Origin of the sequence: Psychrosphaera algicola, from assembly GCF_028401425.1 — a bacterium.
In the GTDB taxonomy this organism is placed as follows: domain Bacteria; phylum Pseudomonadota; class Gammaproteobacteria; order Enterobacterales; family Alteromonadaceae; genus Psychrosphaera; species Psychrosphaera algicola.
In genome coordinates, this window is record NZ_JAQOMS010000002.1 from 2201475 (window position 1) to 2221845 (window position 20371).

At 40.3% G+C, this 20371-nt stretch carries 22 protein-coding genes and 5 pseudogenes; 7 read left to right on the plus strand and 20 right to left on the minus strand.

The window, feature by feature from the left end; translation table 11 throughout:
- Positions 1-45 precede the first annotated feature (45 nt).
- The 8 genes from PN838_RS11965 to ndk form a co-directional block, all read right to left on the minus strand.
- Positions 46-276 (minus strand): helix-turn-helix domain-containing protein, encoded by a 231-nt coding sequence (locus tag PN838_RS11965; RefSeq protein ID WP_272180818.1) that lies wholly within the window; start codon positions 274-276, stop codon positions 46-48.
- Positions 273-701, minus strand: a complete 429-nt coding sequence (locus PN838_RS11970; protein WP_272180819.1) for a LysM peptidoglycan-binding domain-containing protein — start codon at positions 699-701, stop codon at positions 273-275. Before PN838_RS11970 ends, PN838_RS11965 begins: the two co-directional genes overlap by 4 nt.
- A complete protein-coding gene (locus PN838_RS11975) occupies positions 698-1033 on the minus strand; it encodes a LysM peptidoglycan-binding domain-containing protein (RefSeq protein ID WP_272180820.1) in 336 nt (111 codons plus the stop codon). Before PN838_RS11975 ends, PN838_RS11970 begins: the two co-directional genes overlap by 4 nt.
- Before the next feature lie 6 nt (positions 1034-1039).
- Positions 1040-1237 carry a hypothetical protein gene (locus PN838_RS11980; protein WP_272180821.1) on the minus strand — a complete coding sequence of 66 codons (198 nt, stop codon included), beginning with the start codon at positions 1235-1237 and terminating at the stop codon, positions 1040-1042.
- The gene (locus tag PN838_RS11985) at positions 1213-1395 is read right to left on the minus strand and encodes a hypothetical protein (protein WP_272180822.1); all 183 of its coding nucleotides are present in this window, start codon (positions 1393-1395) and stop codon (positions 1213-1215) included. Before PN838_RS11985 ends, PN838_RS11980 begins: the two co-directional genes overlap by 25 nt.
- Positions 1396-1462: 67 nt before the next feature.
- Positions 1463-2161 (minus strand): type IV pilus biogenesis/stability protein PilW, encoded by a 699-nt coding sequence (gene pilW / locus PN838_RS11990; protein WP_272180823.1) that lies wholly within the window; start codon positions 2159-2161, stop codon positions 1463-1465.
- 67 nt (positions 2162-2228) lie between these two features.
- Positions 2229-3338, minus strand: coding sequence for a dual-specificity RNA methyltransferase RlmN (rlmN, locus tag PN838_RS11995; protein ID WP_272180824.1), 1110 nt, complete (start codon positions 3336-3338; stop codon positions 2229-2231).
- 249 nt (positions 3339-3587) lie between these two features.
- On the minus strand, positions 3588-4019 hold the full coding sequence (ndk, locus tag PN838_RS12000; protein ID WP_215963421.1) for a nucleoside-diphosphate kinase: 432 nt from the start codon (positions 4017-4019) through the stop codon (positions 3588-3590).
- A gap of 222 nt (positions 4020-4241) precedes the next feature.
- Between ndk and PN838_RS12005 the strand changes: the two genes are divergently transcribed.
- Genes PN838_RS12005 through PN838_RS12015 form a run of 3 tightly spaced genes read left to right on the plus strand, consistent with a single transcriptional unit; the run spans position 4242 to position 5670 of the window.
- Entirely contained in the window at positions 4242-4520 is a 279-nt protein-coding gene (locus PN838_RS12005; RefSeq protein ID WP_272180825.1) for a hypothetical protein, read from the plus strand.
- 5 nt (positions 4521-4525) lie between these two features.
- Positions 4526-4726, plus strand: coding sequence for a hypothetical protein (locus PN838_RS12010; protein ID WP_272180826.1), 201 nt, complete (start codon positions 4526-4528; stop codon positions 4724-4726).
- Complete coding sequence (locus tag PN838_RS12015; RefSeq protein WP_272180827.1) at positions 4723-5670, plus strand: hypothetical protein; 948 nt, start codon at positions 4723-4725, stop codon at positions 5668-5670. The genes PN838_RS12010 and PN838_RS12015 overlap by 4 nt, the downstream gene beginning before the upstream one ends.
- A gap of 18 nt (positions 5671-5688) precedes the next feature.
- Here the strand turns inward: PN838_RS12015 and arfB are convergent.
- The 11 genes and pseudogenes from arfB to srmB form a co-directional block, all read right to left on the minus strand.
- Positions 5689-6104 (minus strand): annotated as a pseudogene (gene arfB, locus PN838_RS12020) (alternative ribosome rescue aminoacyl-tRNA hydrolase ArfB).
- 4 nt (positions 6105-6108) lie between these two features.
- A complete protein-coding gene (gene yacG, locus PN838_RS12025; RefSeq protein ID WP_215963418.1) occupies positions 6109-6336 on the minus strand; it encodes a DNA gyrase inhibitor YacG in 228 nt (75 codons plus the stop codon).
- Between the two features lie 16 nt (positions 6337-6352).
- Positions 6353-7102, minus strand: coding sequence for a cell division protein ZapD (locus tag PN838_RS12030; RefSeq protein ID WP_215963417.1), 750 nt, complete (start codon positions 7100-7102; stop codon positions 6353-6355).
- Between the two features lie 107 nt (positions 7103-7209).
- Entirely contained in the window at positions 7210-7818 is a 609-nt protein-coding gene (gene coaE, locus PN838_RS12035) for a dephospho-CoA kinase (RefSeq protein ID WP_215963416.1), read from the minus strand.
- Positions 7815-8698, minus strand: a pseudogene (locus tag PN838_RS12040) (prepilin peptidase). Before PN838_RS12040 ends, coaE begins: the two are co-directional and overlap by 4 nt.
- 74 nt (positions 8699-8772) lie before the next feature.
- Positions 8773-10001 (minus strand): annotated as a pseudogene (locus PN838_RS12045) (type II secretion system F family protein).
- A 17-nt stretch (positions 10002-10018) separates the two neighbouring features.
- Positions 10019-11719 carry a type IV-A pilus assembly ATPase PilB gene (gene pilB, locus PN838_RS12050; RefSeq protein ID WP_272180828.1) on the minus strand — a complete coding sequence of 567 codons (1701 nt, stop codon included), beginning with the start codon at positions 11717-11719 and terminating at the stop codon, positions 10019-10021.
- A gap of 241 nt (positions 11720-11960) precedes the next feature.
- Entirely contained in the window at positions 11961-12482 is a 522-nt protein-coding gene (locus PN838_RS12055) for a pilin (RefSeq protein WP_215963412.1), read from the minus strand.
- A gap of 245 nt (positions 12483-12727) precedes the next feature.
- A complete protein-coding gene (gene nadC, locus PN838_RS12060; RefSeq protein WP_272180829.1) occupies positions 12728-13570 on the minus strand; it encodes a carboxylating nicotinate-nucleotide diphosphorylase in 843 nt (280 codons plus the stop codon).
- 114 nt (positions 13571-13684) lie between these two features.
- Positions 13685-14098: a retropepsin-like aspartic protease family protein gene (locus PN838_RS12065; RefSeq protein WP_272180830.1), complete on the minus strand. Its 414-nt coding sequence runs from the start codon at positions 14096-14098 to the stop codon at positions 13685-13687.
- Positions 14099-14101: 3 nt separating this feature from the next.
- Positions 14102-15342: pseudogene (srmB, locus tag PN838_RS12070) on the minus strand (ATP-dependent RNA helicase SrmB).
- A gap of 173 nt (positions 15343-15515) precedes the next feature.
- On the opposite strand from srmB, the gene PN838_RS12075 reads away from it, so the two are divergent.
- Positions 15516-16160, plus strand: a complete 645-nt coding sequence (locus PN838_RS12075; RefSeq protein ID WP_272180831.1) for a tRNA1(Val) (adenine(37)-N6)-methyltransferase — start codon at positions 15516-15518, stop codon at positions 16158-16160.
- A 73-nt stretch (positions 16161-16233) separates the two neighbouring features.
- On the opposite strand, the gene PN838_RS12080 is transcribed toward PN838_RS12075, so the two are convergent.
- Positions 16234-16878 (minus strand): hypothetical protein, encoded by a 645-nt coding sequence (locus tag PN838_RS12080; protein WP_272180832.1) that lies wholly within the window; start codon positions 16876-16878, stop codon positions 16234-16236.
- A 169-nt stretch (positions 16879-17047) separates the two neighbouring features.
- Between PN838_RS12080 and PN838_RS12085 the strand changes: the two are divergent.
- From PN838_RS12085 to PN838_RS12095, 3 genes and pseudogenes are all read left to right on the plus strand, one after another.
- Positions 17048-19247 (plus strand): annotated as a pseudogene (locus tag PN838_RS12085) (S9 family peptidase).
- A 231-nt stretch (positions 19248-19478) separates the two neighbouring features.
- Entirely contained in the window at positions 19479-19898 is a 420-nt protein-coding gene (locus tag PN838_RS12090) for a hypothetical protein (RefSeq protein WP_272180833.1), read from the plus strand.
- A gap of 56 nt (positions 19899-19954) precedes the next feature.
- Positions 19955-20329, plus strand: a complete 375-nt coding sequence (locus PN838_RS12095) for a hypothetical protein (RefSeq protein WP_272180834.1) — start codon at positions 19955-19957, stop codon at positions 20327-20329.
- The last annotated feature ends 42 nt before the right edge of the window (positions 20330-20371 follow it).

Consider the following 20371-nt stretch of genomic DNA (forward strand, 5'->3'; position numbering starts at 1 on the left):
CAAATGCCGCAGTTGTTTTAATTGCGGTGAGTACTTCTGACTCTGCTACGCCAACTTTTTTGCATAAGAACGGATATAACCGCGAATAAATGTCTCTGGTAAATTCTTTGGAACTCGATCTTTTTCTATAGCTTCCAATACGTTGACTGGTACACGGATTTGCTCTGCCAAATCAGCAAGTTCAATGCCTAGCTTTTCTCGCGCTGCACTTAATATTGTTCCTGCACTAAGGTTTGTCGCTGGTACTTCTGGTTCATTTGTTTGTTGTTCTGTCATTTCTTATATCGCTCCGCGTCAACCTTTAGCAGCTTTGTCCCTGCCATTACTACCCCGTCTTGGGTCAAATTATTCCAAACCAACAATTGAGAAAGCGCAACGTTCAAGTGATCAGCGATTTCAGACAATGATTGTTTGTCCTTTGTTACGTAATACACGTCAGGGTTGGCCAAATAGAGTTTTTGACCGGCCTTTAGATTACTTTCTGACGTTAGCTTATTCCAGCGTTTTAAGGCTTCAATTTTGATATTAAATTTTGTCGATATCGTATACAGATATTCATTTTTTCCAACGGTATGCTGCGGTATCGTTATGCTTGGTGTTTGCACCTCTATTACCGATAAACCATTAGATTCTTCACCTAACTTTGATACGTTCTCAACCTTAGCCAAGTAATCTACAGGGTCTAAGTTAAACAGTTTCATGCCTTTTTCAGCCAACCATCACTAGGTAAGTTGTTCCACTTCATTAGGGCTGATAGCTTAATATTGTGCTGACTTGCAAACTGTGACAATAACATGTCTTCAGTCACAACGATATATGGATTAGGATCCGCAATATAAAGGCGTTGCCCCAACTCTAGTGTCTCATTTTTTAATTCATTCCACGCCACAATTTTCAGCATTTGAACGTTAAATTTAACTGACAGTTGATATAAGTTGTCACCTTCTTGAACTTGGTACATTGGTGGCTCAATGGTACGTTCTTGTAATTTTAAAAATTGTTTTTGATTCGCAGTTGCGGCGCGGTCATTCACAACCTCCTATAGCGCAACCTCTTCCACTAACATGGTTTCATTCGGAAGTGGGCCGACTTTTCTAAACGCTGCGGTAGATTGGGTTTGACTCGGCATCGTTATCGATTCCGTATCCGTTAGTGGCTTCGAAAACATTTCCAGCTTTTGTTTTAATTCTGCGGCTAGCGCTACACTTGAGGTTAACTCAACATTGGTATTCTGCAATGCCCCGCACCAATTAGTCCGGTTTGAGAAAGTCGTGTATCAAACCGATTTTTAGTTGTGCGATTTTGAGGCTTTTTAATGATTTTAATTTGCGGTTGACCATTGCCAGCGGTCGCTTGGTATTTTTGACGAAGCACTTCAAATTCTGAATTTTTCACTTGTCCTGTCGTAAAATATAAGGTTTCACGGGATTTGGGAAAAGCGTCTCTTAGTTTATTGGAATATTTATTCGCCTGAGAAATTCGTCCACGGCGCGTTTCCAATATATATCCGAGTAATAAAGCCCGCGAACTCGCTTCTGTTAATCGCATATAACGACCAAAAAATCGAGGGCGGAAACAAGATCCCTGACGCATATTTTAAACCCGCAAGCGACAAGACATTATTGGCCCGGCTAGGGTTATGTTTGTATGAGGTTTCGTAATACTTTTCAGCTTTAACTAATTGGTCATTAGTTAGGGCACAGATTGCCATGTTTTCATAACTTTCTGCGGCTCTAGTATATTTTGATATATCTATCGCGCGCTTGAAAAACTTCTCAGCTTTATCAACATCTCCGGTGTTACATAAAAATGTACCGTAGTTGTTTAGCGTATCGGGGTTGTTTGGTTCTAAATCCACAGCTTCTTTGTAATATTCTTCCGCGATTAGCATTTCGCCAACCAACTGGTAATAATAACCAAGGCTGTAATTTATGTCGGCTCGGTCAGGCGAAAATTGATACGCTTTTTCAAGGTTAAATTTCGCCTGCTCAAATTTGCCGTTTTCGAGATAACTCAAACCAAGGATAAGTCTGGTTTTGGCTGCATCGTCTTTATTAAACTCTAAACTCCGAACTTTTTTCTTAGAATCGATAAAAGTTCGTTCCGTAACACAGCTTATCAGCATAAAACAGCTGAGCAATACGATAACAATTCGTCCCATAACCGCTTATTCTTATTTTTAATGAAAACTGAGGGTTAAGCCATTTTGACTGATATCGCCTCACCTTTCACCTGTTTTTTAACATTCGCTTAGTCCGGTCAACTACGTCACCTGCTAATTGACCACAAGCCGCGTCAATATCATCGCCACGAGTACGACGGACGATACAAGTATAACCTTCTTCCTGCATGACTTTAGCGAATCTATCCACTCGAGAATTAGATGATTTTCCGTATGGCGCGTCTGGGAATGGATTCCATGGAATTAAGTTTATTTTAGACGGTGTTCCACGTAATGTTTTAGCTAATTCACGGGCATGATCCATTGAATCGTTAATGCCATCTAACATAACGTATTCAATCGTAATATCTTGGTTAGCTGTAGAACCATCAATATAACGACGACAAGCCGCTAGAAACGACTCGATATTATATTTTTTGTTTACCGGAACTAAGACGTCACGTAGTTCGTCGTTTGGTGCATGTAAAGAAATGGCGAGAGCCACATCAATTTTTTCTTTTAATAAGTCCAAAGCCGGCACAACACCTGATGTGCTAAGCGTGACACGACGTTTAGATAAACCAAAAGCGAAATCGTCCATCATTAGTTCCATCGCTGGAACAACGTTATTTACATTTAATAACGGTTCACCCATGCCCATCATAACAACGTTTGTTACTGCACGATTGGTTGATAAACCATCCCAACCAATGTCTTGTACCACACGCCAAACTTGGCCAATAATTTCTCCGACCTTCAAATTACGATTAAAGCCTTGAGCCCCTGTCGAACAAAATGGACACTCTAATGCACAACCAACTTGAGAGGAAACACACAAAGTAGCGCGATTTCCATCTGGGATCCAAACCGCTTCAACTTCTTGACCATCATCTAGCACCAATGCGTATTTAATTGTTCCATCGCTAGACACTTGGCGTACGCTAATTTCAGGTGATTTTATTACACACTTTTCTTTTAATTTGGTTCTTAAGACTTTAGAAAAATTAGTCATTTCATCAAAATCGGTTTTTCCCATTTGATAAATCCACTTCACCGCTTGGTCAGCACGAAAGCCTTTTTCACCAAATTCATCCGCAAAAAACTTGCGCATGCCTTTGCGATCAAAGTCCATCAGATTTATTTTTGGAGTAGCCGGAGTGGTCGTTTCTGTCGTCATAAGAACCTCTTTGTAACTTATATCGTTGTTCTTTATTAGCAATCTTTGCTAAAAGAAATGGATGCGTTATTACACGCGTACTAATTTTTCTAATCACTCTATGTTATCCACATTCACAAACGTTTCCAGTTGGAATGTTTAAGAGTGATTAGAAAAACAAAAAGGACTTAGTATTCCTAAGTCCTTTTAACGTATTGTTTATTTAGCAGTACTTACTTAACCATATTTCAAGTTAAGCAAAAAGTTAAATTAACGAGTACGTGCACAAATTTCGTCAGCAGAGAAGAAGTATGCAATTTCACGAGCTGCTGATTCAGGCGCATCAGAACCGTGACAAGCATTTTCATCAATTGAAGCTGCGTAGTCAGCACGTAAAGTACCAGCTAGTGCTTCAGCAGGGTTTGTAGCACCCATGATTTCACGATTTTTCAATACTGCATTTTCGCCTTCTAACACTTGAACCATAACTGGACCAGAAGTCATGAAAGAAACCAAAGCACCAAAGAAAGGACGTTCGCTATGCTCAGCGTAGAAACCTTCAGCTTGCTCTTGAGAAAGGTGAACCATTTTAGACGCTACGATACGTAGACCTGCAGATTCAAAACGGTTATAAATAGCGCCGATTACATTTTTTGCAACTGCGTCAGGTTTGATGATAGAAAAAGTACGTTCTAAAGCCATGTTAAACTCCGTAAGTTTTAAATATAAAATTCGTTTAAACCGGTTCTAGTATCCGATTTTGGGCGCGCATTATACGTTAACAAATTGAAAAAGCATATGGTGAGTTACACAAAGCGCAAAAATTAATCAAACTAATTTAGTGCTGGCTCAAATCGACTTCGACTTCTATACTGATCCAGCAATATAAGCGCCTAAAATTTATGGTTTTTTGATGGGATTTTAATGTCACAACCTCTTTTTATCACTGATTTGTTACAACAACTCAAATCTGAATATGTTGAAGTCATCGACGATGCAACCTCATTTTACTCTAAATTTAGCGAGTTGCAGGGCTTCTTTCTGCGTGAAAAAGAAAAGCTTGAGGAGGTTAATAACCAACTTAAAACAATTTTGGGCTACAAACAAAAAAATGGTAATTACCCAAAGATTAAAGACCAAGCCGACGTTGAAGTCTACTTATCTGAATTAAACCAAATCAAGAAAAAGCCGATGAGAACATAGCTCAATTGTGGCCAAAAATTCAAAAAGGCTTTGAACAACGTAGAACAATACTCGACAAATTGGCCGGTACATTAGTTGACGCAGCAGTTAAAGAACGAGACGCAGGTAAGTTTTTAACTACTATCGTGCTCCGCGCACCACTCTCTGGTGATCCAAGCCGTTGCCCAAACAATGAAAAAACCGACCTCTTTATACGTCAGCGTTGACGATACAACTTGTATCGCAACTTGCTCAGAAAGAACTGCTAGATAACAAATTTATTCAATTAAATTTACCCAATTGGTCCCAGAGCGATGAACAAGTAACAACATCAGACGATGATGATGATGAAGCACTAGAAGGTTATAAAGCCAATGTTTTAATGCCTATTGTTAAAGCCTGTTTATTGCAAAGCATCGGGAGTTACAGCCCAGAAGCTGAGGCATTGTATGAAGGTAACCGATACAGGCAGGTTGATGAAAAAACGCGAAAAAGCCAAGCTAAAGCCATTTATGAAAATACTCTAACATACCTTAAATGGGGATTAGGGAAACCGAATCGCAACGAATTTGACGACGACTCATTATTTGAAAAAGCACTACAACGACATCAAATTATGGAAGAGATTTTGGTTAATTATTCAAACCCTGCGCACTTGTTGGGTAATCTCATTCGTGTGCCAATGATTTATGCGTCTTTTATTTTATCGACCAAACCTAAATTTGATTTCCCAACCATGTTTAAAGCCTACGACGTACTTAGTAGCGCCATTGACAAAAAAGTAGTGCGTAAAGATGTTGCCAATATATTGAAAAAAATGGTTGGACGTTTTCCATTAGGTTGCGGCCTATATTTCATATCCAAAGAAACCAATTTGCCAGAACGCGGAGTTGTTACGACGCTTAACCCGTCAGCGCCCAATAATGCAATAGTTAAGCAATTGACCAAGCGGCAGGTACAATTTGACGACATTACCCAAGTAGAAGTGACACCAGCGTACAATATACTGTACGAAGCAGCGAGATCCAGCTCAGATTTTGGACCTGCTTATTTCAAAAAACAATTTCCAGACGGACTGTATTGGAACCCCGGCCTTTATGGGAACGAGATATTGATCATGCAAAATTTTGGCGGCGGGATAATAAAGTCAGAAAAAACTAATATGCAGTAACGACTGTGGGCTAACAATCTAGCCCATATCCACTTTGCCCCGCATTTGCTTTAGACCACTTCGCTTAGTCTTACTATCCATTCGCCTTTTTGCGATGCGCGGGTAGGTTTTGTTGCTCGACGCGCCTTTGCAACAACAGACACACTCTTAATCAATTCCACTAACCGTTCTAACGCGTCATCTCGGTTTTGCTCTTGAGTCCGATATTGCTGCGCTTTTAGGACAATAACGCCTTCTTTTGTTAAGCGTTTGTCTTTTAGCGCTAACAAGCGCTCTTTATAGAAGTCTGGTAAAGAGGAGGCTGCGACATCAAATCGAAGGTGAATTGCCGAGGAAACTTTATTTACGTTTTGCCCGCCAGCGCCTTGAGCACGGATCGCATTTAACTCAATCTCATCAAGGGACAAACTGACATTGTTAGAAATGACTAACATCTTATTATTTAAAAAACTCGTTTTCTTGTTGGGCCAACATGTTTTCAATGCGATCGAGATCGGCTTCTGACATTGCTGACGCTAACGGTGATTCTGGAATAGATTTTTCTTCGTTGGCCCACTCACCTAAATCAATAAGCTGGCATCGTTTACAACAAAAAGGACGAAACTCTGATTCGGGCCCCCACACAACGTCTTTTACGCAGGTTGGACATTTAACTACGGTTGTCATAATTCACTCTTATTAACTAACATTTTGCTAATTCGAAATGAATTGTATCATTCACAGCCGTTTTAACCGAACTTTTATCAGGTTGCATAAAACTGATTGAAAATCGTCTATGACTGCCACTAACCGTTGGAAAAACCCCTAGGGACAAGTCGTAGCGTATACGCAATAAACTCACGTTATCGCCGCTGGAATCTTGATAAAATCCATTTACAGCACTTTTTTGCTCAAAACTATAGGACTCACGAATAAACATAAGTGAAAAGTCCAGCGCTTGTTTTAGTGGCAACAAGATATTAAGCCATTCTTGGACATTATTATCACGTTCTTGTTTTGTTTGTAGACGCCAATAGTGAAGTTGCGGTAATTCAAAATCACATGCGCCACCAGCAATAGAAAAACGTTGGCGTAAGCTGGCTAAAAATTTATCTTCTTTGAGTTGCTGACATGCTTTAGTCATATTGACGACGTCATTTTGCAATCGAATCGCCTCTGCTAACTTTTCCTGTAACGATTCATTTTGAACCTCAGGATGCGCCGCCCACTTAACCATACTTTTTTCTAATAAATCCAAATAATGAGTCAAGGTACTGCGAACGTCATTTCGTTCAAGTAGCTCAATGCAGTCAAAAATATTGCGGAAAAAGGAAAGTAGGTTGGGATAATTATTGGTGGATTGAAATGAATCGAGTTGCTGGAACAAGAGTTCGAGTCGCAAAAGCACTCGGACTTTTTCATTTAATGGGTGTTCGAATACAACAAAGTTCATTTTATTCTTATTATTATTTGATTATATTTACTAGTACTTTCTAGTAGTTTAAACACATATCGCAGAAAAATTATACACTTTTATCTAAATTTACCGATTTTACGATGTTAAATTATTAAATTTTTTGCCCAAATATGTGCGGCTTTAACCTGCTCATTTAACATGAGTAAACTGCCTGAATTGTCGATGATAAAGTCAGCTTTGTTTTTTCTCTCATGCCGAGACAGCTGGCTGTTAATAATGGCTTCTATTTGCGATGGTTCAACGCCATCCCTGTCACTCGCTCGACGCATTTGTACTGACTCATCAACATCAACAACAATAACCTTATCAACATATTTCTCAAGTCCATTTTCAAACAACAAGGGCGCAGATAACAAGACATAGTCTGAGGTAGCCGCGTCCAATTGTGCCAACAATTCAGCTCTAATAGCTGGGTGCATAATTGCATTTAGGGCTAACTTTTGAGCATTATCAGAAAAAATTTGTTGGCGTAACATCGCTCGATTTAGTGAGCCATCCGCCAGAATAATGCCTTTCCCAAACTGCTTAACAATAAGGTCTAATACTGGAGAGCCTACTTTAACAATATCTCTGGCGACGATGTCCGCATCGACCACATCAATACCAAGTTGCTGAAAAATGTTTGTTGCAGCCGTTTTGCCGCTGCCGATCCCGCCCGTTATTCCTATAATTAGCTTTTTCGGCTGGCTCATACAAAAACTCTTAAATACCATGCAAGGATACCATCACCCCACAACATGGTTATCCAACCAGCTATCGCGATATATGGTCCAAAAGGGATATGGGTCGTACGATCAGCTTTTGAAAATGCCATCATAGAAAGACCGATAACTGCCCCGACAGCGGACGATAGTAATATGACCATTGGCAACTGAATAACGCCAACAACACCACCAACAACCGCCATTAGCTTAAAGTCGCCATAACCCATGCCATCTTTTCCTGTGACTAACTTAAAGCCCCAAAAGACAACCCACAAAAACATATACCCAGAAGCCGCGCCAATAATTGCGTCTTTAGGAGATAGAAACACGCCCCAAATTGAGCTAATAATGACTAACCAAAGCGCAGGTTGGGTAATTTGATCTGGCAATAACATGTGGTCAATATCGATAAAAATGAGGGCAACAAACAACCAAGTCAAAAGGATTAATACTGGCGCTTGAGGTGAAAACCCAACTACCATGACCACAGTTAATGACGCAATTGCAGTCAACAACTCTATTGCAGGGTACCTTAGGGAAATCGGCGTATTGCAGTTTCCACACTTTCCTTTCAATAATAAATAGCTAATGACTGGAATATTCTGCCATGGCTTAACTTTGTGTTTGCATTTTGGACAGTGGGATTCCGGGACAGCTAAATTAAACGGCGTCGCTTCCTTTGCTTTCGTTTTTTCAATTCATCGGCGAGTAATTCGCGGCAATCACAGTCCCATTCATTTTGCATCATCACCGGCAGTCGATAAATAACGACATTTAAAAAGCTGCCAACGAGAAGAGAGAGGACAAAAGTGAAACCATATAAAAACAGCGGAAAAGTTTCTAAAGCATCTAAAATTTGATCAAACATATATTTCTTATCAATTATTTTTGTAACGGTACAAAGGCCAAAGTCTAAGCAATTAACTCAGTGTAACAACCAGACTAAACCGCATTACCCATTTGGAATATAGGCAAATACATTACCACGATGAGACCACCTATTACGGTACCTAAAAAGACCATAATAAAGGGCTCGATAAGGGCAGTAATACCGTCAACAGCGTCGTCGACTTCTTGCTCATAAACATTGGCTACCCGCTCTAGCATAGTATCTAGGGCACCTGATTCTTCACCAATGGATACCATTTGCGTAACCATATCGGGAAACAAATTAGTGGCTCGCATCGATACGTGCATCAAGTTACCAGCGGATACGTCGGCTTTAATTTATGGATGGCTTTTTTATAAACAGCATTACCAGAGGCACCTGCCGCAGAGTTTAATGCTTCATGTAATGGGACACCGGCAGCAAAGGTGGTTGATAAGGTTCGAGCGTAACGTGCTATCGCCCCTTTGTTGACAATATTGCCAACTATTGGTGCTTTTAATAACAAGGCATCCATTGAAGCTGCAAATTTTGCATTGGTTCGTAGCGCCCGTTTGAATAAAAATACCGCAATGATGATCCCCGCAACCACGACAGCCCAATAATCTTGCGCTACTTCAGACGCGGCAATCGCAGTCATTGTTGGGCTAAGGCAAGTCAGCACCAAAACTTTTAAAGATGTCTTCAAAACTTGGAATTACCACAACGAGGAGAATACCGACAACAATAAACGAGATACTTAATATTGCGATTGGGTAGGTCATCGCTTTTTTAATTTTAGATTTTAAGGCTTCTGATTTTTCTTTATATAAAGCAATTCGGTCGAATATACCGTCTAATGCCCCGGATTTTTCACCCGATTCAACTAAGTCACAATACAAGTCGTCAAAATATTTAGGCTGGGTCCGCAATGCATCTGCAACACTAGAGCCGGCCTGCACTTGACCAAGTACATCCTGAACCAGCTTAGACATACTTTGTTTATCGGCACCTTTGGCAATCATATCTAAAGACTGAACCAAAGGTACACCGGCGGTTAACATAGTGGCGACTTGTCGAGTAAATACGGCAATGTCTTTTGCATCAATTGGTTTACCACCTGAACCAAATAAAGGCTGTGGTTTTTTACGGACTTTGGTTGGGGTTATGCCTTGTTTTTTAGATTCCCCTTGGCTTCACTGGCGCTAGCAGCATAGATTTCACCTTTGATTTTACCACCTCGGCGGTTCAAACCTTGGTAGGTAAAAACGATCTGCTTTCTGATTACTTTGTTATTTGTCGCCATTTACTTGCCTTAACCAATTACTGTTGAGTTACCCGGTTTACTTCCGCCAAACTTGTAATGCCGTTTGCTGCTTTTAATAAACCAGATTGCCGCAAATTGTTGATACCTTCAAGTTTGGCTTGATTTGCAATATCTAACGAATTTCCGCCGGACATAATTATGGTTTTCATTTGCTCAGACAGTTTCATTACTTCGTAAATACCGACCCGACCTTTGTAGCCTTGGGTGCATTCATTACATCCAACCGGCTTAAATAAGGTCATATCTTTAATTTGTTCAGGTTCAAAACCAATTTTTAACAATTCACTTTCTGGTAGCTCTATTTCCGGCTCTTTACAACGATTACAAAGCTTACGTGCTAATCGCTGGGCAATTATAAGTGATACTGAACTCGCAATGTTGTAGGACGGAACCCCCATATTAGACAAACGTGTTAGCGTTTCGGGAGCAGAATTAGTATGCAGTGTGGATAAGACCAAGTGACCCGTTTGAGCCGCCTTAATTGAAATCTCGGCAGTTTCTAAATCTCGAATCTCACCGACCATTACGATATCGGGATCTTGACGTAAAAAGGCTCGTAATGCCGTCGCAAAATCTAATCCAGCCTTTGGATTCATTTGCACTTGGTTCACACCTGTCAAATTAATTTCAACCGGATCTTCCGCTGTTGAAATATTTCGTTCAGGGGTATTGAGAATATTGAGTCCGGTATACAAAGATACAGTTTTACCAGAACCCGTTGGCCCAGTAACTAAAATCATGCCCTGTGGTTGTGCTAAAGCTTCTAAATAGAGTTGTTTTTGCTCTTCCTCATAACCAAGTACATCGATACCTAACATTGCGCTAGACGCATCGAGGATACGCATAACCACTTTTTCGCCCCACAAAGTAGGAAGTGTGCTGACACGAAAATCGATGGATTTTTTGGCGGATACCTTTAGCTTAATTCGACCGTCTTGAGGTTTGCGTTTTTCAGCAATATCCAAATTAGAAATAACTTTTATACGGGCCGATAAACGACTGGATAATGCGGAAGGTGGCCGGGCAACTTCAGACAAAATACCGTCAATACGAAAGCGGATACGGTATTCTTTTTCATAGGGTTCAAAATGTAAATCCGACGCCCCTTTACGAATGGCGTCCAATAATATTTTATTGATATAAACAACGATTGGCGCATCGTCTTTTCCATCATTGCCATCGTCTTGTTCAGTTTCAACCGACTCTGTTTCTAAGTCAGCCAACTCCAACATATCCGATTCATTAACGCCAAGCCCTTCTTCTAAAGACGAAAATACTTGGTGAATAACTTCATTTAACGCTAATGGATCACAAACCACAAACTCAGTTTGCAGTCCGGTATTAAATTCAAAGTCTTCCTGTGCCGCAATATCAGACGGGTCTGCGGTCGCTAAATAGAGGGTTCGACCATTTTTAACTAAAGGTAATACTTGGTGTTTGGATACGAGTTTTTCGTTTTTGAGCTCATCAGGAATTTGCGAAACATCGTAATAGGCTATATCAATGCGCGGCACACCAAAGCGTTGGGATGCAAATAACATTAGGTTTTCAGGCGTGATCACCCCTTCTTTAACCAGTGCTTCCGCAGTTGATTGATAGGCGGATATACTCGTTTTCAGTTTCTCGACGGCTTCATCGGAAATTAACTGATGTGCTAAGAGTTGTCGAATTAAGGCACCGTTAAACGAATGTTGCATAAAACTGAGATTTCTTCCTGAATTAGTATCATTTAATTATGTCGAGGAAATCGCTTTGTCGCAACGTTTAACTAATGTTATGACAAAAAAGAAAGGAAATATTCACTTTTTTAGCTGAAAGTTAAGATAGCGAAAATACTTTGACAAAAATATAAATCAATTTTGAAAAAACCATAAAAAAAACGGGGACTTAAAGTCCCCGTTTAATAATAAATAGTAACCTACCTATTTATTATGATAATTAGTCTTCACTATCATCTTCTTCAGATGCTGTAACTGTGAAACCTTTTGGTGTAGGTAACTTAGTTACGTCACTTGATAATACTGTCCAAGTTACGGCACCGTTTGTTGCACTAACTGTAGCTTCAAATGTCAAAGACTCAGCTTGAAAGTCTTTAGGTGCCGTGTCGCTGTTATAAAGCATTACGATTTGTAGTGCATTTTCACCACCACCAGTAAGCGTGGCTGACGTAAAATCAGAACCCGATACAGAAGTTGTAGCAGTATAGTCAGCACCAGATGGGTCAACAAAACCAATATCTGCTAATTCTGCAAATGAACTTGGGTTTTGGCCATTCAATGCTACGTATTCTTCAACGGCATTTTTAATTGGACGCAATGCTGATGTAGATGAAGTTGTGGCTTCCGTACGTAAAACGTAAGTCTGGTATTGCGGAACCGCAACCGATGCCAGAATACCGATAATTGCAATTACAATCATCAGTTCAATTAGAGTAAAACCCTTTTGTTGGCGGTTTTTCATTTTATTACTCCTAGTAAGTTGTCATGAAGTTATTGTCTTTAACCTACAGCCATTGTGACTCTTTTACTTCAAATTACAAGCTACGAATTTGTTTCATATCAAATTTTACGCATCCGTACTGCAATCTAAAGGTCCAATAGTGTGATCTAATTATTAGCAATTTTCTCAAAATTACAAAAAACGTTAAAAGCTTGTTAGTGCCATAACTTGATTTACAAGATGCGTACTCATAAGAAATACAAGACTTAATCAAATCGCATCGACAAATCTATCGCATCCACATGCTTAGTTAAGCCACCAATTGAGATATAGTCAATATTTAACTGCGCATATGCTTTAAATTTTTCACCATCCATGTTGCCAGACGCCTCAAGTTTAACTTTTCCATTGCTTAATTTTCTTGCTTGCGCTGTCATTTCAACAGTGAAATTATCCAACATGACGATGTCCGCCCCCGCATCCATTGCCAATTGAAGCTCATCTAATGACTCCACTTCCACTTCCACTTTAGCTGATGGATTGAGTTGTTTAGCGGTAGTCACAGCAGCATCAATAGATCCAGCGGCAAAAATATGATTTTCTTTAATTAAATACGCATCAAATAAACCAATTCGGTGATTCTGCCCACCACCACAGGTAACCGCGTATTTTTGCGCTAATCGTAAGCTAGGGATGGTTTTACGCGTATCCAAAATTTTAGTTGTGCTTTGCATCGCGGCAATTTCATTAACGTAATGTTGGGTAGACGTTGCGGTCGCAGATAACATTTGTAAAAAATTTAACGCTGTACGTTCTGCTGTCAATATTTCACGGGCTGGGCCTGAGAATGTGAATAAGGTTTGATTGGCAACTACGTTGTCACCGTCTTTAACTTGCCACTCAACAGTCGTATTTTTAGCAATTTGGGAAAAGGTTTCATTCACCCATTCAACCCCGCAAACAACCGCATCTTGACGCGTAATCACTTTACCTGTCGCCAGTTGTTCCGATGGAATTAATTGTGCGGTAATATCTAAATCGGCAGACAGACCATTTAGGTCTTCTTGCAGCGCAGCGGTAACTTGAGCAGGAATGTGTTGCTGATACATAGTTTGAAAATTCTCTTTTATTGTATTTGCTTGAGGGTCAATCGTCCCTCTCTTTGCGTAAACTCAACTTGTTTTAATGCGTTCATGCCAAGTAATAACTCGTCGCCCTGCATACTAAGGTACAATCGTCGCGCGCATATTGCCAAACTGCAACTTGCCGATAGTTAAGTTATCAATCGTAGTCATATACGCCTTAGCAGTGCCATTGGCGGTATTAACTGAAACAGGCTGACCATATTTAAGGCCAATTGCATCAGCAACCCCTTTCGGTACCGCGACATTTGTCGCGCCAGTATCGAGTAAAAAGGTCACTGGGTAGTTATTTAACAGGCCATTTACAACATAATGACCCATTCGGTTTTGGTCCAAAACTAAAGTAGCCATTTGACCGTTAATATAGCTCTCGGGGTTTTGATTTGGATTTACGCGCTCTGATAATTTGCCATCAAAAAACTGATAACCTAAGACGAGAAACAATCCCCAGAAGATAAATGCAAACGTTTTGCCTATTTTAACGGGTTGCGACATGGCTTATTTTTTCTTCTTAGTTTTCTTCTTAGCCGACTTAGCTAACGCTTTGGCGACTTTTTTCTTATGCGGCTTTTTCTTTTTAGCCGGAACTGCAGATTCTTTGTTTTTAGGTTCGATGCCTGCAATTTTTCTATGCTTAAACGTTTGTTCTGTATAACGTTCAATTTTTTCATGATCAGCATGTCGTGTGCAGCAATAAAACTGACGGCATAGCCTTTTGCTCCAGCGCGAGCCGTGCGGCCAATTCGGTGAACATAGACATCCGCTGTTCGCGGTAAATCAAAGTTAAAGACGTGAGTCACATCGATAATATCAAGACCACGCGCTGCAACATCGGTTGCGACCAATACAGGGGATTTACCCGACTTTAATTTATCTATTGCTTTGAGACGCTTGTCCTAGGGCATCTCACCTTGCAAGTACGCTGCGTAAATACCCATAGCTTGCAACTGATTTACAACAAGCTCTAACCGTTCTTTGGTTTTAACAAATACGATTGACTTTTTAACATCTTCTAACGCTAAATAGTGCCCCAACATGGCAAATTTGTGTTCATCGCTGTCGGCTAAGTGGGTCCATTCAACAATTTTACTGACTTCACTTCTTGGTGCATCCGCTTCAACAAATACCGCTTCGGCCAAAACATGATTACCAAACTCTATTATACCGCGGCCTTCTAATGTGGCAGAAAACAACATGGCCTTAGCGACGATTTCGAGATTCATCGGCGATGCGTAACATAAAGCTACGGAACCCCATGTCGAGCATGCGGTCAGCTTCATCTAATATTAACACCTCAACATCTTCACAGTGGAAAGTTTCAGCATCCATATACTCAAGCAGACGACCTGGAGTTGAAATTAAAATATCGTTATTTTTTCTAAAATGTCTTTATGACTGCCGTAATTAATACCGCCGGTAATAACACCAACACGTAAATCAGTATGCTGGCTTAACGTTTTAGCAAAATCATAGGTTTGATAAGCCAGTTCTCTGGTAGGCGCAAGTACCATAACACGGGCAAAACCAGGGTTTCTGCGAGGAGAGTCTAATAAATACTGAATAGCAGGAATTAGAAACGCGGCTGTTTTACCGGTTCCTGTCGGGGCACTCGCTAAAACATCGTGACCATCCAACGCCTCAGGTATTGCGGCTTGTTGTACTCGTGTTGGTTTGGCATAACCAAGGGCTTGAATACCTAAAAGTAAACGGCGGTCTAAATCGAACTCATCAAATGTCATGCAAATTCCGGCTGGAGCTATATCAAATCTTAAGGTCTGATATTATAGCGGAAAATATCGTCAAGCGGATACCTTAGAATTGGCAAAACCACACTTTCAGTTTAAACAATTTTCAATTTGGCACGATAAGTGTGCAATGAAGGTTAATACCGACGGCATTTTACTAGGTGCTCATGGCAAATATTGACGACGATAAACGCATTCTCGATGTTGGGACGGGGAGCGGTTTAATTGCTCTTATGTTAGCTCAACGCATCACTGACCTTGGGGCTTCAATTACCGCCATTGAGTTAGACGACGACGCAGTACAACAAGCACAACAAAACTTTGAACACAGCGATTGGAATGGACGGCTAACCTGTTTAAAAAGCGACTTTTGCTTATGGGTCACATCAGAAAAATTTGACCATATTGTTTCCAATCCACCTTATTTTAGTCACGACCTACAAAATAAGGACAACAAACGAACGCAGGCGCGTCATCAAATTACGCTCACCTTTGACCAGTTGTTAAAACGTAGCGCTGAACTCACTACTGAGAAAGGCAAATTGAGCCTAGTATTACCTGTTGCAGAAATGCAGGAATTGCTCGACATAGCTCCGACTTATCAGTGGCAGCTAAATCGGCAATGCGATATCAAACATAATAGACAAGGTAAGGTGATCCGGCAATTAGTTGAACTAAAAAATCTGCGCCAAGTTCAATCGATACACAACATTCAACACTTGTTATTCGTCAACTTGATGGCAGTTATTCAGAGCAATATAAAGATTTATGTCGTGGTTTTTACCTTAAATTTTAGTTTTACGAACAAATGACTCGATTATTTATAGGTAACAAAAAAGGGCCTAAAGGCCCCTTAATAAAACACTTAAACAGTATTTTGAAATACTATTGTTTAAAACTATAGGTCATGAACCCGCCGAAGTTACTACCTGAAGTTGCTTCAACACCACTATAATTAGCCAGAGAATATTCTACCGATGTAAATCTAAAACCCCAACTAAGCTGTTCGTTTTGCTTAAAACCTAACTCAGCAACAAACGCCGTTGCACCGTCAAATTCATAGGATTCTGAACTTGAACCGTCCATTTCTGATGAAAGTTCGACGCCTGTGTGGAAAGACACACCAGCACCAAGTGTCACTTTTTCGTTTAATTGCACATATGGCAATATTGTGAATTCAAAACGGTCAAACGTGATATCAGCATTATCAGCAGTTGCCGAATCAAATTTGTATGCACCACTTAATTTCACCCCAATCGGTTTAGAAAAACCAAACGATTCTGAGTTTATGCCGATATCAACACCACCACCCATAGTGAAACCGCCGCCAGCTGATACATCAGAAGTAGAACCATCGTCATATTCCAATGTTCCCATATCATCGCCGCCAAATGCGTAACCAAATACCATGAATGGTTTTGCATTAAACTTTTTCTCGGCGCCCGTGTCGTCACTATTAGCCTGAGATGTAAAAGATGCTCCTGAAACAGCTAATGCCAGGGCCAAACCTAATTTTGTAATTGTTGTCATTATTATTCTCCGTGTGTACAAAATTTCCACGCGGAATTCTATCCGTCTATCGCATTATTGCAACTTGTTATTTCCCGCTGTTACCCTTTCTGGCATCATCCCCGTAAATTATTAGCATTACGATAATCAACTCGTTTGCATTATTGTCTTAATTTGGTGCACCCCATAAATGAAAAAACTCACGATTATATTACTGTTCATCCTGATTCAAATATTTAACATCAACGCGCAAGAGCTCACTCTGGAACGAATTTATTCTGACCCATCATTAGCTGGCAAAACACCAAGTAAATTAACGGTCTCCCTGATGGTAAACGTGCCACCTATATCCAACCGCGAGCTGATGACTATAATCGTTATGATCTATGGGAATACAATGTCGCAACAGGCAAGCGTTCAATGTTGGTCGATTCCGAATCTTTGTTCTCGGGGCCTGAGTCCTTATCTGATGAAGAGAAAGCACGACGTGAACGCCAACGTATTTATGGTAAGGGGATTTTGGAATATACCTGATCAGCCGACGGCAGCGCTTTGCTATTCCCACTAAACGGCGATGTTTTTTATTATCAGTTAGGTAAAGCTAAAGCAGAGAAGCTTACGAATGGTGATGGATTTGTCACCGACGTAAAGTTTTCACCTAAAGGCAATTTTGTATCTTATGTTAAAAACCAAAATCTCTACATTATTAACCTGAAAACCAAACAAACAAAAGCACTCACCACAAGTGGTAAAGACACCATTAAATTTGCCATGGCGGAGTTTGTTGCTCAAGAAGAAATGAAACGAATGACAGGTTACTGGTGGGCACCGGATGAATCTGAAATTGCGTTAACTAAAGTCGATACATCACCGGTTAAGGTTGCAACACGTAACGAGATTTACGCCGATTCGATTAAATTATTTGACCAACGATATCCGTTTGCCGGAACCCCAAACGTAAAAATCGAACTGGGTTTACTGAAGATCACACAAAGCGAATCGCAGATCCGCTGGATTGACTTAGGTCAAGAACAAGATATTTATATCACTCGCGGTAAATGGTTACCTAACTCAGCTACATTTAGTTACCAGTGGCAAAACCGCAGTCAACATGAGTTACAGTTGCGTTTTGTTAACGCTAAAACATTGTCTCAAAAGACTGTAGTGACTGAAACTTCTGATACTTGGATTAACCTTCACGAATCATTATATTATTTTGATGACAGTTTTGTTTGGGCTTCAGAACGTGACGGATTCCAACATTTGTATCACATCGATCTAAAAGGTAACGTAAAAGCGCAGTTAACTAAGGGTGATTGGATTGTCGATAAACTAGTTGCTGTAGACAAAGTCAACGGCGATGTCTATTTCACGGGACGAAAAGATACTCCTATCGAACGCCACTTATATGTTGTTAACTTAAACAAACCACAGCAGATAAAAAAAGTATCCCAGCGAAGTGGTTTACATGACGTAACATTCTCTGAAGACGCTTCGGTTTACTTAGACTCATTTTCAACCACGACACAACCGCCTCAAGTGAGCCTACACTAAGGCAAACGGAAAGCAATTAACCTGGATGGAACAAAATAAGCTCGACGCTTCACATCCACTTACACCTTATTTGAATGACTGGATTAAACCTCGTTTTGGTACGATAACCGCTGAGGATGGGCAAACACTTCATTACCGCATATTTGAGCCTAAAGGTTTTACTGGCAAGCGCCCTGTAATTAATTATGTGTACGGCGGTCCACACGCACAATTGGTGACTGATAGTTGGAGTAAACGAAATTATATCCTCCAGCATTTAGTGCAAAAAGGGTACGTGGTTTTTCAATTGGATAACCGCGGGTCTTATAACCGAGGCAAAAAATTTGAAGATCCAATCTACCAACATCTTGGTGAAGTTGAATTAACAGACCAGTTAACCGGTGTAGAATACTTAAAAACCCTCGACTATGTTGACCCAAATCGCATTGGTGTTTACGGCCACAGTTATGGCGGGTATATGACAATAATGAGCATGTTTAAAGCCGGTGATGTATTTAAAGTAGGTGTTTCAGGTGCGCCAGTAACCGACTGGACACTATATGATACTCATTACACAGAACGTTATGCAGGACATCCCGGTAAAGATGGCAAAGACTATGATGTTAGCAATGTCTTTAAATATGCCGAGGGTCTAAAAGGCGATTTACTGATTTATCATGGAATGGCCGACGACAACGTATTGTTTACGCATGCGACAAAGCTGTTTAAACATTTACAAGATTTAGGTAAGCCTTTTGATGTAATGACCTACCCAGGAGCAAACATAGCATTCGCGGTAAAAAACAGGCCTTCATTTAGCCAAAACTATCGTTCGATATTTTGATAAAAACCTTTGATGGCATGATGCTGTGGCGGTAAACATCCGCCACATGTTAAAAGATTGGCGTAGCAAAGTCGGATTTGATTTGTATGCGCTAATCTCTCTAAAGACGTTAATTTTTATTACTCCTTTTTAGAAGTAATTCACTTCTTGTAACTCAGCTTTCCCCGAAAACTGATCTTTAAACTGTCCTTCACAACCAAACAAAGTCGCTAAAATAAAATTTTACGTCACTAAGGACAGTGTTATGCAAAATTTTATACTTGTATGTTGCTTTGCAGTTTTAGTTTTATTTCCGGTTTATATCTGGGCAAAACCAAAACCCGTAGACTTAATGTTAGCCAAAGTTGCTGATATCAAAAATCTATTTGCTCAGCATCAAGGTTATTGGTTAAGCGAAAAGTACGACGGGATCAGAGCGTATTGGAATGGAACAACGCTCCTTACACGCAGAGGAAACCAAATCCATTGCCCACAATGGTTTATCGAGAACTTGCCAAAAACAGCCTTAGACGGCGAATTATGGATATCCAGAGGACAGTTTGAACAAGTTTCTTCCACTGTTAGAAAAAACACGCTGACGAATCCGAATGGCAACATGTGCGGTTTATGGTATTTGATGTACCTGAATCACATCTACCTTTTGAATTTCGACAAAACCAGTTAGCTCATTTATTGGCGGACATCAATTTACCCTAGGTGCGGCAAGTTAAACAACTAAAAGTGGAAACCGAAACGGAAGTGCAAACTATATTCAAACAAATTGTCGCTGGTGGCGGTGAAGGTGTCATGCTTAATGTTGCAAACAGCTATTACTATCACGGCCGAACAGACCGCCTATTAAAATTAAAGCCGTATCTAGACGAAGAAGCAACCGTATTAAAACACGTAGAGGGTAAGGGCAAGTATGCAGGGATGTTAGGCGCAATCGTTGTCAAAAATAAAACTGGCCACGTTTTTAAGATAGGCTCGGGGTTTTCAGACAAAGAGCGAGCGGAACCGCCTGAAATAGGGACTCAAGTCACTTATCGGTACTCTGGATATACCAATAGTGGCAAACCTCGATTTGCGACCTTTGTTCGTAAGTTTACATTTTAGTTTCAAAACACTTGATAAACAGGCAACAAAAAGGCCTCAATA